Here is a 14,808-nt window from a genome sequence, read left to right on the forward strand (position 1 = left end):
GGAAAACGTAACCACTTCCGTTTTCCGCCCGGGGGCATTCTTTCTTCCTTTTTGCTCAGGCCTCTGCAGCAGCTTCCTCTGCTTCCGCTTCTGCCATCGCCTGTTCGTACTGTTTCAGGATAATAGTCTGGATTTTTTCTCTGGTTCCAGAGTTGATCGGATGTGCGATATCGCGGTACTCCCCGTCCGTACCTTACGGCTCGGCATTGCGATGAACAGTCCTTTTTCTCCTTCGATTACCTTGATATCATGTACGACAAATTCGTCATCGATTGTGATAGACACAACCGCCTTCATTTTTCCCTCTTTTGTCACCTTGCGTACTCTTACGTCTGTAATGTTCATAAACTTTTATGCCCCTTTCACCCCATAATCAGATGGCGTATCTTTCGTTTTTCTCGACAACAATTTTGATGCCGTCCTCCCCACAGTGATAGGAGTTTGCACGGATGGTGTCCCTGCTCTCCACAATACAGTTTTCAATGTGAGTGTTGTCTCCGAGATATACATCATTTAAGATGATAGAATTTTTAATCACACAATTGTTTCCAACATATACCTTCTTGAACAAAACAGAGTTCTCAACCTGTCCGTTGATGATACAGCCGCTGGATACAAGAGAATTTTTCACTACACAGCCAGGATTGTATTTTGCCGGCGGAAGATCGTCGATCTTGGAGTAGATGCCCGGATACTGGCCGAAGAAGTAATCTCTTACCTCCGGTTTCAGGAAATCCATGTTGGTTCTGTAATAGGAATCTACGGTAGCAATGTTGCTCCAGTAGGTATTGATCTTGTATCCGTAAATCCGTTTCAGGTTTTTGTAACGGATTAAAATATCCTTTACAAAGTCGTAACGGTCTTCCTGTGCGCTGCGCTCAATCATTTCGATCAGCTGGCGACGGCGGATGACATAGATACCGGTAGAGATCACATTGGAGCTCGAAACCATCGGTTTTTCCTCGAACTCCTCGATGCGGCAGTCCTCATTCATCTTCAGGACGCCGAAGCGGCTGGTATCTGCTTCCTTGGAATCCGTGCATACCACAGTAACATCCGCACGTTTTGCAATATGATATTCCAGTACCTTATTGAAATCCAGTTTGTATACGCCATCTCCCGATGCGATGACTACGTACGGTTCATGGCTGTTTTTCAGCCAGCTCAGGTTCTGACTGATCGCGTCTGCCGTTCCACGGTACCACCAGCTGTTATCTGATGTAACGGTTGGAGAAAATACAAACAGACCGCCATGTTTTCTTCCGAAATCCCACCATTTGGAAGAGCTCAAATGTTCATTTAAGGATCTGGCGTTGTACTGTGTCAGGACAGCCACCTTCTGAATATGAGAGTTTGCCATGCTTGACAGCGCAAAATCGATGCTGCGGAAGCTGCCTGCGACCGGCATAGCTGCAACGGCTCTTTTATTGGACAGCTCTCTCATTTTGTTGTTGTTACCGCCTGCAAGAATAATTCCCAATGCTCTCATATTACTCACCGTCCTTTTCTACAATTGCTCCGCCGGACGGAAGTGTGCCATCCGGGTAATCCTCAAGGGAAGTTTCGCCGGAAATGCAGACATTCTTTCCAATGGTTACGCCATCCGGAATGACTGCCTTTTCTCCAACGGTCACAAGTCCGAATCCGTAAATATTCGGTTTTAAGACGTTCGGCGCTTCCTCGCCAACGCCCATCACAACATGTTTGCCGACATGTACGTTTTCTGCAATAATGGCTTTATTGACCTGGGTTCCCTCGCCGATTGTGCTGTGGCGCATAATAATAGAATCTCTTACAACAACACCCTTTTCAATGCGCACATCCGCACCGATGACGGAATTATGTACCTCTCCGTAGATTTCAGCGCCCTCGCCGATAATACAGCGGTCGATGACAGCGTCCCCGGAAACATACTGCGGCCGGATGATATCACCTTTGGTATAGATCTTCCAGAATTCCTCATATAAATTGAATTCCGGAATAATATCGATCAGCTCCATATTTGCTTCCCAGTATGAGCCAAGCGTTCCGACATCTTTCCAGTAGCCGTTGAACTCATACGCAAACAGACGTTTTCCGTTGTCGCGGCAGTACGGCAGAATGTGTTTTCCGAAGTCACAGCTCGGCTGATCCTTCAGGGCTGTCAGAGATTCCTTTAATGCTTTCCAGCTGAAAATATAGATACCCATAGAAGCGAGGTTGCTTCTCGGGTGCTCCGGTTTTTCTTCAAATTCGGTAATTCTTCCGTTTCCGTCTGTGATCATGACACCGAAACGGCTTGCTTCTTCGATCGGTACCGGCATACATGCGATGGTCACATCTGCGTGGTTTGCTTTGTGATAGTCAAGCATCACCTCGTAATCCATTTTGTAAATGTGGTCGCCGGAAAGAATCAGAACATATTCCGGATTGTATGTTTCCATATAAGCCATGTTCTGGTAAATTGCATTTGCAGTTCCTGTATACCATTCGCTGTTTGTACTTTTTTCGTATGGCGGCAGAACGGTTACGCCGCCTTCGTTTTTATCGAGATCCCACGGAATACCGATTCCGATATGGGTATTCAGCCGCAGCGGCTGATACTGGGTCAGTACACCTACCGTATCAATTCCTGAATTGATACAATTACTGAGCGGGAAGTCGATGATTCGATACTTTCCGCCAAATGCTACTGCCGGTTTTGCCACTTTCTCCGTGAGCACACCGAGACGGCTTCCCTGGCCGCCTGCCAGCAGCATTGCTATCATCTCTTTCTTAATCATGCAATCACCTCTTGTCGTATCTAAAGATTTGCAGTAACTGTAAGAATGTACGGCATACTTCCTGTCTGCCTTCAGAAATGATCCCCTGTCGGTCCTGGCTTTTCATATCCACGCACTTCTTTGATAACTACAAGGTAAATTATACCACACTTCCGTCACATTGTGAACGTTTTTTATAATTTTTCTTTATTTTTTTCTTATATTTTATTGCTTTTGACTATACATTTTTCAACTTGCCAGAATCGCATCATGATTTTCAACAATTTTCGACAATCCGTTTATTTTTTTTACCAGTTTTTGTCACTTCCCGTCGTTTTCATTTTGCAACATTGCATTTTGCACATAGTCTGCTCCATAATGTTTATTTATTATTTTTTATTTCATTTTCCTTTTCCTTTGCTTTTTTTCTTTTACTTTTCCGGCAAATACGTGTATACTATTAGCCAGAACAGTTCCGGCCGGATTCCGGGGAAACGGCTTTGGATTTTACTCTGTTCTTTCCTATGATTAATTGAGAAAATTTCCCCAATTCAGTGAAAAGACACATTGAAGGAGATACTATGTACGAAGTAGATTTCAGTAAACCAATCCATATACATTTTATCGGCATCGGCGGCATCAGCATGAGCGGCCTTGCTGAAATTCTTTTAAAAGAAAATTTTACGATTTCCGGTTCCGATGCAAAGGAAAGTGACCTGACCCGCCACCTGACTTCTCTTGGCGCACAGGTTTTCTACGGCCAGAAGGCGGAAAATATCATTCCTGGCATCGACCTTGTCGTTTACACCGCAGCGATCCACCCGGACAACCCGGAATTTGCCGCCGCCAAAGCTGCAGGCATTCCGATGCTGACCCGTGCTGAACTGCTTGGACAGATCATGCGCAACTACAATACGCCGATCGCCGTTTCCGGTACCCACGGAAAGACGACGACAACCTCCATGCTCTCCCACATTCTGATGGCAGCCGACTGTGACCCAACGATTTCTGTCGGCGGTATTCTTCCGTCCATCGGCGGAAATATCCGTGTCGGCCATTCCGAAACTTTCCTGACCGAAGCATGTGAGTACACCAACAGTTTCTTAAGTTTCTTCCCGAAAATCGGCATCATCCTCAATATGGATGCGGATCATCTTGACTTTTTTAAGGATATTGATGATATCCGCCATTCCTTCCGCGAATTTGCCCGTCTGCTCCCGGCCGACGGCATGCTGATTATCAACGCCGATACGCCGAAATACGATTACGTAACCGAAGGCCTTGGCTGCAAAATTGTCACCTACGCGCTGGAGAATCAGGCTGTCGCTGATTATACCGCTGCCAACATCACCTACGATGAGTTCGATCACCCGTCCTTCGACTGCATCTGCCGTGGCGAGCTGCGCGGTCGCTACACGCTGATGGTTCCGGGACTTCACAACGTTTCCAACGCCCTGGCTGCCATTGCACTGGCCGATGAACTGCAGCTGCCGGAAAACGCCATCCATGAAGGCTTTTCCACCTTCCGCGGAACCGACCGCCGTTTCCAGTATAAGGGTACATACCACGGAGCAAAGGTGATCGACGATTATGCGCATCATCCAACCGAAATCCGTGCAACGATGGAAGCCGCTGAAAACTGTGCGCACAGAACACTGTGGTGCGTCTTCCAGCCGCATACCTACACCAGAACGAAAGCGCTGCTCGATGATTTCGCCGCCGCTCTTTCCCTGGCAGACCATGTGGTTCTCGCCGATATTTACGCAGCCAGAGAAACCGATACGCTCGGCATCTCCTCCAAAGATATCCAGGAGCGCATTGTAAAACTCGGCACTGCCTGCGAATATTTCCCATCCTTTGCGGAAATCGAAAACTATCTGAACGAAAATCTTGCCGAGGGCGACATGCTGATCACCATGGGTGCCGGAGACGTTGTAAAAATCGGTGAGGAGCTTCTTGCTTCCGAAAAATAAAATCATTCTTTCGCTTTACCTGCTCCCTGTGGAAATGGAGTTTTCCTTTTTTCCACAGGGTCTTTTTTTGCTCCGAATCCACACAATCTGTCTTTTCGCCAAATAGTTACGCACATTTTTATTCACAGCTATTTTCCTGTATTTTCGCCTGTTTTCAGAGTTATCCACATTGTCCACAATTTTATACACATTTTTACGATCCACACAATGTGGATTCCCTGTGTATAACTTTGTTTACATAACGATATCACCAGAAAGTCCTATACTTCCCTGTTTTCCTCCATTTTTCAACATTTTTGGTAGATGATAATATTTCACAAAACGGATTTCTCCACATTATCCACATTGTCCACAGTCCTTTTTCATCCACCGTGCCTTTTTCCCGGAATGTTTTTTCCGCAAAACACCTATTCACTTGTCGAAAATACTGTGTTATACTTGGTTGTGTATGAGAAGGCAAGACGTATAATAAAAAACAGATCGCTAAAAGTAAAAATCTGCCGCACGATAAGAACAGGATGGTGTAATTTTGAGTATGCTGACATTAAACAATGACTGCCTGGCCAGTGTGACTGCTGTGCCGGATCTTTTTCTGGAACAATATATGCCCGCAGCCAACGGAGAATTTGTAAAAGTGTACCTTTATCTGCTGAAGCTGGTCAAAGACCATCAGCAGGATTCCACTCTGTCATCGATGGCAGATTTTTTTTCCTGCACGGAAAACGATATCGTCCGGGCGCTGAAATACTGGGAGAAGCAGGGACTCCTCTCGCTCTCCTACACCACTGGGGAAAGCGTTCCGACCGGAATCGCCTTTCTGCCGCTTGTCCGGAAGGAAGAAAGCGGAATCCTTCCAACACCGGAATCCTCGATTTCCGGCCCGATTGCGGCTGCACCGGCTGTTTCTGCTGTATCCGTTGAAATCCCGCAGACGGAACAGACCCCGGCTCCATCACCACAGCCGGCCGTTTCTGCCCCATCTGCCTCTTCTCCGGCAGATGATCTTTCCAGTTCCGGTATTTCCAGACAGTCAGCAGAAAAAAAACACGCTCCCGGCAGCCGCGAAGAACTGCAGCACGTTCTTTACGTTGCGCAGACGTATTTCGGTCATCTTCTGTCGCCGACGGAAATCGAATGCATCATGTTTTTCTATGATGATCTCCACTTTTCCGCGGATCTTCTGGAATACCTGGTGGAATACTGTGTTTCGAAGGGAAGCACCAGCATCCACTACCTGAAAAAGGTAGGACTCGCCTGGCAGGAAAGCGGAATCCGCGATGTTGCCTCTGCCAAACAGGAGACCACGACATTCAACAAACATTACTACACAATTTTGAAAGCATTCGGCATCCGCAACCGCGCACCAGTGGAAAAAGAAGCCGAGATGATGGACCGCTGGCTGAATACCTACGGTTTTACGATTGATCTTATCACCGAAGCCTGTCAGCGCACCGTTTCCAAGATCGGCCAGCCGAGCTTCCAGTACGCGGAAGGCATTCTCTCCAAATGGAAGGAACAGGGCGTCCGCTCCATGGCAGACGTCGAACAGCGCGATGCGGAGCACCAGAAAAGGAAGAAAACCGCTTCTGATCAGAATGCGGCACGAAAAACCGCTCCCGCTGCTTCAAGTAACCGCTTCAACAATTTCCATCAGAGAGAATACGACTACCAGAAGTTAGAAGAACAGCTTCTGAAATAACGCCCGGAGGACGAAACAACTATGGCACTGACAAACCCGCAATACGATGCGATTATGCGCATGTACAACGAACGGCAGCTCCGCCACCAGAGAGAACAGCAGGCGCACATCCGCATTGCTTATGAAAAGATTCCGCGCCTTGCGGAAATCGACGCCGAGATTGCATCCCTCTCGGTTCGGAAAGCAAAAGCGATGCTGAACGGAGACGCTTCCATGGATCTCGACCTGAATGCTGCCATCCGTGACCGTTCCCAGGAACGCGCGGCGCTCCTTTCCATGCACGGCTACCCGGCAGACTATCTCGAGCTGACGTATGACTGCCCGCTCTGCCGCGACACCGGCTACATCAACGGCACGCAGAAATGCGCCTGCTTCAAAAAAGCTGCCGTCGATCTTCTGTACCGGCAGTCCAACGTGGAGGAGCTTCTGAAAGCCGAAAATTTCAGCCAGTTCTCTCTGGATTACTACTCGGACAGCCTGACCAGTACCGGAACACCGCTCACTTCCCGCGAGGCCGCTGCTGCCGCGCTCGAAAAAAGCCAGGCGTTCGTCCGCAATTTCGGCTCGTCGTTTGAAAATCTCTTCTTTTACGGCGACACCGGTGTCGGAAAAACGTTTCTTTCGCACTGTATTGCCCGCGAGCTGATCGAGCAGTCGTTCTGTGTGATTTATTTTACTGCATTTGATCTGTTTGACCTGTTTGCACGCTACACCTTTTCCAGTTCAGAAGAAGCAAAAGACGCTCACGCCAATATCTTTGACTGCGATCTTCTGATCATCGATGATTTAGGTACGGAACTGACCAACAGCTTCGTCTCTTCCCAGCTCTTTCTCTGCATCAACGAACGCATCCTGCGGAAGAAATCGACGATCATCTCCACGAACCTGCCCCTTGACCGCTTCATGGAGACGTACTCGGAACGTACCTTTTCACGAATTTCAAGTAACTACACCATCATTAAACTTTTTGGAAACGATATTCGGATCCAGAAAAAACTTTTGGGAGGAACCAAAGCATGAGTAAGGGAACTGAAGGACATTTTGACACACTGCCAATCGGAAGACTGGGACTGATCCCGCTGAACAGCAGCGCCGCACTTGGAAAAAAGGTCGACGATTATCTGGTCAGCTGGAGAAAGGGACGCGGCAATGAATTTGCGGAAAAATATGTCGCTGCCTATGAAGGATATGAGCGTGACAGCTACATTATCCAGTCTCAGGTTCCGCGTTTCGGTTCAGGCGAGGCAAAGGGTATCATCAACGAATCTGTCCGCGGTGACGATATCTACATTCTGCTCGATGTCTGCAACTACAGCCTGACCTATTCTCTGTGCGGCTACACCAACCACATGTCTCCGGACGACCACTTCCAGGATCTGAAGCGTGTCATCGCAGCCATCGGTGGAAAAGCCCGCAGAATCAATGTCATTATGCCATTCCTGTATGAGAGCCGCCAGCACAAGAGATCTGGAAGAGAGTCTCTCGACTGCGCACTTGGTCTGCAGGAGCTGACTGCTATGGGCGTAGAAAACATCATCACCTTCGACGCCCACGACCCGCGTGTCCAGAACGCGATTCCGCTGCATGGATTTGAAACCATCCAGCCGGCTTACCAGTTCATCAAAAACATCCTGCGCAATGCACCGGATATGAAGCTCGACAAGGATCATCTGATGGTCATCAGCCCGGATGAGGGCGGTATGGGCCGTGCTATCTACATGGCAAACAACCTCGGTGTTGACATGGGTATGTTCTACAAACGCCGCGACTACTCTACCATCATTGACGGACGCAACCCGATCGTTGCCCATGAGTTCCTCGGTGCTGATGTCAAAGGTAAGGATATGATCATCATCGACGATATGATCTCCTCTGGCGAGAGTATGCTGGAAGTTGCCAAACTCTTAAAGGATCGTGAGGCACGCAACATTTATATGTGCTCGACCTTCGGACTGTTCACCAGCGGCCTGGATAAATTCGACAAGGCTTATGAGGAAGGACTGTTCACAAAAGTTCTGACCACCAACGTCGTATACCAGACACCGGAACTTCTCTCCCGCGAGTACTACATCAGCTGCGACCTGAGCAAATATATCGCACTGATTATCGACAAGCTGAATCACGACGCCTCCATCAGCGGACTGCTGGATCCGGCGGATCGTATTCAGAAAGTTATTAAGAAATTTAAGAATCACGAGAAGATCTGATATTCCAGGGTTCGAATTTGGAACCCGCCAAACATGAGGAAGTAGCGCCAGCGGATTCCGAATATTTGCAGAATCGCGGAACAATTCGTGAATATCCACAAACGCCGAAACTGTCACGAAAACGGTTTCGGCGTTTTTTTATATTTTTAGCAAATTCTTGCTAGTTTTTTCTTTTTTCGGCTGTATAATGAAATTACATTGTACGACGAAGGAGGTATCACACATGCAATTTGGACATTTTGATGATGCGAAAAAAGAGTATGTCATCACAAGCCCGAAGACTCCGCTTCCGTGGATCAACTATCTGGGATCTGAGAACTTCTTTTCTCTGATTTCCAATACCTGCGGCGGATACAGCTTCTACAAGGACGCAAAACTTCTGCGTCTGACCCGTTACCGTTATAACGATACGCCGCTCGATCAGAACGGACGCTACTACTACATCAAGGACGGCGATACCGTCTGGAACCCGGGCTGGCAGCCGACCCAGACGCCGCTCGATTCCTACGAGTGCCATCATGGCCTTGGCTACAGCCGCTTTGTTTCTTCCAAAAACTTAGTTGCCGCTGAACTGACCGCTTTTGTTCCGCTGGCAGATTCCTGCGAAGTAAACCGTCTCATGCTGACCAACAACGGCACCGAAGAAAAAACACTGGCTCTGACTTCTTTTGTAGAGTTCTGCTTCTGGAACGCCGTGGACGATATGACCAACTTCCAGAGAAACTTCAGCATCGGCGAAGTTGAGATCCAGGGTTCTGAGATTTACCACAAAACTGAGTACCGCGAGCGCCGCAGACATTACGCTGTTTATGCAGTCAACTGCCCGATCGACGGATACGATACCGACCGCGACGCTTTCCTTGGCGCTTACCGCGGAAATGACCGCCCGGAGACGGTTCTTCGCGGCACTGCAGGCAACACCGTCGCCAGCGGATGGGGTGTGATCGGTTCCCACCACATCGACGTTACCTTAAAACCAGGCGAGTCCCGCTCCTTTATCTTTGTTCTCGGCTACTGTGAGAATGCAGCGGATGACAAATGGGAAGCTCCTGGCGTGATCAACAAAAAGCCGGCAAAAGAGATGCTCTCCCACTATCAGACCGACGAGCAGGTTGACGCAGCACTTGCAGAGCTTGCTTCCTACTGGGAAGGCCTGCTGGCAAAATATGCGCTCTCCTGTGCAGATGAAAAACTGGGACGCATGGTCAACATCTGGAACCAGTATCAGTGTATGGTTACCTTCAACATGTCCCGTTCCGCATCCTACTTTGAGTCCGGCACCGGCCGTGGCATGGGCTTCCGTGACTCCTGCCAGGATCTGCTCGGCTTCGTTCATCTGATCCCGGACCGCGCAAGAGAGCGTCTGCTCGATATTGCCGCTACCCAGTTTGAAGACGGAAGCGCATACCATCAGTACCAGCCACTGACGAAAAAAGGAAACATGGATATCGGAAGCGGCTTCAACGATGACCCGCTCTGGCTGATCGCCGGATGTGCCGCCTATATCAAAGAGACCGGAGATTTCTCTATTCTCGACGAGCAGGTTGATTTCGACAACGATTCCACCAAGGCTCAGCCTCTGATGGAGCACCTGAAACGTTCCTTCGACTTTACCGTAACCCATCTCGGACCGCACAAACTGCCGCTCATCGGCCGTGCAGACTGGAATGACTGTCTGAACCTGAACTGCTTCTCTGCAGAGCCGGGCGAACCGTTCCAGACGACAGGACCTTCCGAGGGACCGGTTGCTGAGTCCATTTTCATCGCCGCTATGTTCGTAAAATACGGCAAAGAGTACGCAGCCATCTGCCGCCGCAGAGGCAATGAGGAAGAAGCTGTTTACGCAGAAAAAGAAGTCGAAAAAGTTTACCAGGCAGTGCTCGATGCAGGCTGGGACGGCGAGTGGTTCCTGCGTGCGTATGACGCTGCAGGTGAAAAAGTCGGCTCCAAGGAATGTGAGGAAGGCAAGATCTATATCGAGCCGCAGGGCTTCTGTGTTCTTGCTGAAATCGGCGTCAAAGAGGGACTGGCTGAAAAAGCACTGACTTCTGTCAAAAATATTCTGGAAACCAAATATGGCGTTGTTCTTCTGCAGCCGGCTTACACCAAGTATTACCTGAATCTTGGTGAGGTTTCCTCCTATCCGCCGGGATACAAAGAGAATGCTGGTATCTTCTGCCACAACAACCCATGGATCTCCATCGCTGAGACCGTTGTCGGCCACGGAAACCGCGCATTTGATCTGTACCGCAAGATCTGCCCGGCTTACATTGAGGACATCAGCGAGATCCACCGCACCGAGCCGTACGTCTACTCTCAGATGATCGCCGGAAAAGACGCTGCCCACTTCGGTGAGGCAAAGAACTCCTGGCTGACCGGTACTGCCGCATGGACTTTTGTCAATGTTTCCCAGTACATCCTCGGCATTCAGCCGGATTACGACGGACTTTCCTTAAATCCGTGTATTCCGTCCGATATGGAAGAGTTCAAGATCCGCAGATACTTCCGCGGTGCATGGTATAACATCACCTTCCAGAATCCGGAGCACAGGGAGAAAGGTATTTCTTCCCTCACGGTAAACGGAACCGCAGTAGAAGGAAATCTGATTCCGCTCACCGAAGGCTGCACCGAATATGATGTTGTTGCCGTAATGTAATTTTTCAAATTTCAAATCTCCATAAACATAAGGCGAGCCCCGGAAAGCACAACTGCTTTTCCGGGGCTCGTCCCTTTTATTCTTATGTTTTCTTACGGTAACTGCCGTCTCTCTCTGACACCGGAAAGATCTTTGATGACCTCTCCCGCCAGAATCAGTCCTGCTACGGACGGCACAAACGCTACGCTGCCCGGGATATCACGCCGCTCCGTGCATTTTCTTGCAGCTCCCGGAGGACAAATGCAATTTGTCCGGCAGCTGATGCTCATATCCTCAAGCGGACGGAGGGATTTTTCCTCTGAATAGACCACTTTCAGTTTCTTCACGCCGCGTTTTTTCATCTCACGCCGCATGACCTTTGCCAGCGGACACATGTTCGTTTTATAGATATCCGCCACGCGGAACTTCGTCGGGTCCAGCTTGTTTCCAGCTCCCATGCAGCTGATGACCGGCACATTGCACGCTTTGGCGCGCATGATAATCTCAATCTTCGCTGTCACGGTATCAACAGCATCCACCACGTATGAATACTTCGAAAAATCAAAATCGTCCGCATTTTCCGGCAGATAAAAGCATTTGTATACCTCTACCTCCGCTTTCGGATTGATATCCAGAATGCGTTCTTTCATTACGTCTACTTTATATTTTCCGACACTGCTTCTCGTCGCAATAATCTGACGGTTGATGTTGGTGAGGCAGACCTTATCATCGTCTACCAGCACAAAATGGCCGACACCGCTTCTTGCCAGCGCCTCCACGGTATAGCCGCCCACGCCGCCGATACCGAAAACGGCAACGGTTGCATCCGCCAGAAGATCCATGCTCTCCTGTCCGAGCAGAAGCTGTGTTCTGGAAAACTGATTTAATGCCATTTGTTTTCCTTCCTCCTTGCTTATAATCTCTACTACAATAATAGGTTATTTGCTTTTGTCTGTCAACACCTTACGGAACCAGCTCTGCGGAAACTCAAAAACAAAGAGAATGCCAAGCACAATCGCAACTGCATCCTTCAGTGTCAGAAATCCTCTTGCACCGGCGCGCTCCAGATCATTGGTTACCACGTAAAAAGCAGTCCAGTAGATGCCGCTTCCCGGCACCAGCGGGAAAATACCCGCAATCAGAAATACCGTTACCGGGCAGCGCTTGTACACCGCAAAGCTGCGCGACAGAAGGATGACGAGCACCGTTGCAAAAAAGATGGACACCGGCTCTGTCGTATGCGGGAGGATCAGTTTATAGCAGATCCAGCCGCAGGCACCTGCCAGTCCGCAGTACAGGTAGTATTTCCGCGGCACCTGGAACAGCAGCGCAAACGCAATCGTTCCGACGCAGGCGGCAAAAAATTCCGCAATCAAACGAATGGTATCACTCATAGCTGCAGCCCTCCCGCCAGTTGATGATATCCTGTGATAATCAGTCCGACGCCGAGCGCAATGCAGAACGTCACAAGCAGTGCATCGAGCATCCGCACCGAGCCCGCGATGTAGTCTGATCCGCGATATCACGAATAGCATTCGTGAAATTGACCCCGGGCACCAGCGGAATAATCGAACCGATGATGACCTTGTCCAGATGGTGCCCAATCCCCGCCTGATACAGAAAAACGGCAATCAGCGTGACAAGCGCGCCGCCGGAAATATTCGTCGCAATCTTTGACATTCTGCCACGCAGCAGGTACAGCAGATAGAAATACAGAACAAAGCCCGACAGAAACGCTACCATGCTGTCCACCACATCGCCGCCGAACAGAAAACAGAAACAGGCGCTTCCGACACCGGATGCAAGCACCTGGTGCCATCTTGGTTTGTCCGGCATCCGCTGAATATCGAGCAGCCAGGCCTTCGCCTCCTTCGGCATGTGCAGACCCTCCTCGATTTCACGGGAGAGCTGGTTGACTGCCGTTACCTTGTCGAGCCGCGCCGCCGACAGCGGAATGTGACGCACGCGGGCAAATTCCTGCTTTTTTCCGCTCTCAGCTGTCAGGAAAATACCACTGCTCAACACAAACGCATCGCTGGAGTCAACGCCATACGCCCGCGCAATGCGGTCGATCGTCTCCTCCACACGAAAGATTTCCGCGCCGCTCGCCAGCAGGATGTCTCCCGCCAGCGATGCCACATCAAGCGCTTCTCTCGTCGATTCTGCGTTCATCTTTGTTTTCCTCCTTTTTCAAAACCGTATACCCATTTTCCTTTCAAAAACAGATACAGGAAAATGACAGAACTGATACTCCAGGTCAGCGGGTAAGCCCAGAAAATCACGCGGATATCCGGGATCAGCCGGACCGTCACGGTAATGTAGCTGACGCGGAACAGGCACCAGACGCAGAGCATGACAACCATGGGAACCGCGGCGTGCCCGGAACCGCGGAGCACAGCCGCGATGCAATGAGAAAACGCCAGCAGAAAATAAAACAGTGCAATCGTTCTCGCCTGCATCACGCCGTAATGGACAACGGCCGGATCGCTGTTAAACGCCGCAATCAAAGTCGGTGCGGCCGCATAGATCACAAACCCGATCAGCTCGGCGATGGTAATGGAACAGAGAATGCCAAACCGCGCTCCTTTTTTCGCCCGGTCATACTGTTTTGCACCGAGATTCTGGCTGACAAACGTCGTTAATGCCATCGTAAAGCATGTAACCGGAAGGAATGCAAAGCCCTCGATTTTTGCATATGAACCGCAGCCTGCCATCGCCATTTTCCCGAATGCATTGATGTTCGTCTGCACGAAAACGTTTGCGATCGAAATAACCGAGTTCTGGAAACCGGACGGCACACCATTGCGGATGATTTCACCGAGCACTCTGCCGTCGAAGCGGATTTTGCGGATGGAAAGACGATACTCTTCCTTCGTCCGCAGCAGATGGATCATACAGAGAATCGCACTTGTAAACTGGGAAATGACCGTTGCAAGCGCTGCCGCACCGACCCCAAGGCCAAGGCCGCCGATAAAAAGCAGATCGAGCGCAACATTGATGCACGACGATACGATCAGATAGATCAGCGGGTGACGGCTGTCGCCAACGGACTGCAGGATGCCGACGAAAATGTTATACATGATAAAACCAAGAGATCCTGCAAAATAGGTACGGAAATATTCGACGGACTGCGGCAGGACATCGGACGGCGTTCCCATCAGCACGAGGATTTTCGGCGCCAGATACATGCCAAGCACCGTCAGCGCTGCACCGGCCGCCAGGCCGAACGCCACGGTCGTATGGATCGCTTTCTGCAGATCTTCCCGGTTTTTCGCTCCGTAATACCTTGCAATGACGACGCCTGCGCCCATTGCGATACCGTTAATAAAACCAACCATCAGAAAGATCAGATTGCCCGAAGAGCTGACCGCTGCCAGCGCGTTGCTTCCCAGAAAATTTCCTACAATCAGCGAGTCGGCCGTATTGTACAACTGCTGGAACAGATTGCCAAGGAACAGCGGGATCGCAAACAGAATCATCTTTTTTGAAATACTGCCCTCCGTCATTCTTGTTTTACTTTCTGTACTCATTCGTAAAAACCCCCATTTCTTTT

At 49.7% G+C, this 14,808-nt stretch carries 11 protein-coding genes and 1 pseudogene; 5 read left to right on the forward strand and 7 right to left on the reverse strand.

All coding sequences use genetic code 11. From position 1 onward, the window contains the following. Nucleotides 1-55: 55 nt before the first annotated feature. The 3 genes and pseudogenes from spoVG to DW965_RS07800 all read right to left on the reverse strand — a co-directional run bounded on the left by spoVG (nucleotide 56) and on the right by DW965_RS07800 (nucleotide 2,762). Nucleotides 56-345: pseudogene (spoVG, locus tag DW965_RS07790) on the reverse strand (septation regulator SpoVG). Between the two features lie 28 nt (nucleotides 346-373). Next, nucleotides 374-1,489: a glucose-1-phosphate adenylyltransferase subunit GlgD gene (gene glgD / locus DW965_RS07795; RefSeq protein ID WP_119198219.1), complete on the reverse strand. Its 1,116-nt coding sequence runs from the start codon at nucleotides 1,487-1,489 to the stop codon at nucleotides 374-376. Between the two features lies 1 nt (nucleotide 1,490). Continuing rightward, nucleotides 1,491-2,762, reverse strand: coding sequence for a glucose-1-phosphate adenylyltransferase (locus DW965_RS07800; RefSeq protein WP_022463227.1), 1,272 nt, complete (start codon nucleotides 2,760-2,762; stop codon nucleotides 1,491-1,493). A 560-nt stretch (nucleotides 2,763-3,322) separates the two neighbouring features. On the opposite strand from DW965_RS07800, the gene murC reads away from it, so the two are divergent. From murC to DW965_RS07825, 5 genes are all read left to right on the forward strand, one after another. Further along, nucleotides 3,323-4,714, forward strand: coding sequence for a UDP-N-acetylmuramate--L-alanine ligase (gene murC / locus DW965_RS07805; RefSeq protein WP_119198220.1), 1,392 nt, complete (start codon nucleotides 3,323-3,325; stop codon nucleotides 4,712-4,714). Between the two features lie 535 nt (nucleotides 4,715-5,249). Then, nucleotides 5,250-6,413, forward strand: a complete 1,164-nt coding sequence (locus DW965_RS07810; protein WP_119198221.1) for a DnaD domain protein — start codon at nucleotides 5,250-5,252, stop codon at nucleotides 6,411-6,413. Nucleotides 6,414-6,434: 21 nt separating this feature from the next. Then, nucleotides 6,435-7,433 carry an ATP-binding protein gene (locus DW965_RS07815; RefSeq protein WP_119198222.1) on the forward strand — a complete coding sequence of 333 codons (999 nt, stop codon included), beginning with the start codon at nucleotides 6,435-6,437 and terminating at the stop codon, nucleotides 7,431-7,433. Next, nucleotides 7,430-8,620, forward strand: coding sequence for a ribose-phosphate pyrophosphokinase (locus DW965_RS07820; protein WP_117802611.1), 1,191 nt, complete (start codon nucleotides 7,430-7,432; stop codon nucleotides 8,618-8,620). The genes DW965_RS07815 and DW965_RS07820 overlap by 4 nt, the downstream gene beginning before the upstream one ends. Before the next feature lie 223 nt (nucleotides 8,621-8,843). Further along, nucleotides 8,844-11,276 (forward strand): GH36-type glycosyl hydrolase domain-containing protein, encoded by a 2,433-nt coding sequence (locus tag DW965_RS07825; RefSeq protein ID WP_118659506.1) that lies wholly within the window; start codon nucleotides 8,844-8,846, stop codon nucleotides 11,274-11,276. A gap of 92 nt (nucleotides 11,277-11,368) precedes the next feature. On the opposite strand, the gene DW965_RS07830 is transcribed toward DW965_RS07825, so the two are convergent. The 4 genes from DW965_RS07830 to DW965_RS07845 all read right to left on the reverse strand — a co-directional run bounded on the left by DW965_RS07830 (nucleotide 11,369) and on the right by DW965_RS07845 (nucleotide 14,785). Continuing rightward, on the reverse strand, nucleotides 11,369-12,148 hold the full coding sequence (locus DW965_RS07830) for a tRNA threonylcarbamoyladenosine dehydratase (protein ID WP_055219216.1): 780 nt from the start codon (nucleotides 12,146-12,148) through the stop codon (nucleotides 11,369-11,371). Between the two features lie 45 nt (nucleotides 12,149-12,193). Continuing rightward, nucleotides 12,194-12,649 (reverse strand): threonine/serine exporter family protein, encoded by a 456-nt coding sequence (locus DW965_RS07835; protein ID WP_117761736.1) that lies wholly within the window; start codon nucleotides 12,647-12,649, stop codon nucleotides 12,194-12,196. A gap of 70 nt (nucleotides 12,650-12,719) precedes the next feature. Continuing rightward, the gene (locus DW965_RS07840) at nucleotides 12,720-13,427 is read right to left on the reverse strand and encodes a threonine/serine exporter family protein (protein ID WP_330421022.1); all 708 of its coding nucleotides are present in this window, start codon (nucleotides 13,425-13,427) and stop codon (nucleotides 12,720-12,722) included. Beyond that, a complete protein-coding gene (locus tag DW965_RS07845) occupies nucleotides 13,424-14,785 on the reverse strand; it encodes an MATE family efflux transporter (protein WP_119198269.1) in 1,362 nt (453 codons plus the stop codon). The genes DW965_RS07840 and DW965_RS07845 overlap by 4 nt, the downstream gene beginning before the upstream one ends. Between the last annotated feature and the right edge of the window lie 23 nt (nucleotides 14,786-14,808).

It is taken from the genome of Blautia sp. AM47-4 (assembly GCF_003479865.1).
GTDB classification, from domain to species: Bacteria; Bacillota; Clostridia; order Lachnospirales; family Lachnospiraceae; genus Fusicatenibacter; species Fusicatenibacter saccharivorans.

Coding starts and splice junctions, on each gene's coding strand:
- glgD (WP_119198219.1), bottom strand. CDS start 1,489: ATGAGAGCATTGGGAATTATTCTTGCAGGCGGTAACAACAACAAAATG.
- DW965_RS07800 (WP_022463227.1), bottom strand. CDS start 2,762: ATGATTAAGAAAGAGATGATAGCAATGCTGCTGGCAGGCGGCCAGGGA.
- murC (WP_119198220.1), top strand. CDS start 3,323: ATGTACGAAGTAGATTTCAGTAAACCAATCCATATACATTTTATCGGC.
- DW965_RS07810 (WP_119198221.1), top strand. CDS start 5,250: ATGCTGACATTAAACAATGACTGCCTGGCCAGTGTGACTGCTGTGCCG.
- DW965_RS07815 (WP_119198222.1), top strand. CDS start 6,435: ATGGCACTGACAAACCCGCAATACGATGCGATTATGCGCATGTACAAC.
- DW965_RS07820 (WP_117802611.1), top strand. CDS start 7,430: ATGAGTAAGGGAACTGAAGGACATTTTGACACACTGCCAATCGGAAGA.
- DW965_RS07825 (WP_118659506.1), top strand. CDS start 8,844: ATGCAATTTGGACATTTTGATGATGCGAAAAAAGAGTATGTCATCACA.
- DW965_RS07830 (WP_055219216.1), bottom strand. CDS start 12,148: ATGGCATTAAATCAGTTTTCCAGAACACAGCTTCTGCTCGGACAGGAG.
- DW965_RS07835 (WP_117761736.1), bottom strand. CDS start 12,649: ATGAGTGATACCATTCGTTTGATTGCGGAATTTTTTGCCGCCTGCGTC.
- DW965_RS07840 (WP_330421022.1), bottom strand. CDS start 13,427: ATGAACGCAGAATCGACGAGAGAAGCGCTTGATGTGGCATCGCTGGCG.
- DW965_RS07845 (WP_119198269.1), bottom strand. CDS start 14,785: ATGAGTACAGAAAGTAAAACAAGAATGACGGAGGGCAGTATTTCAAAA.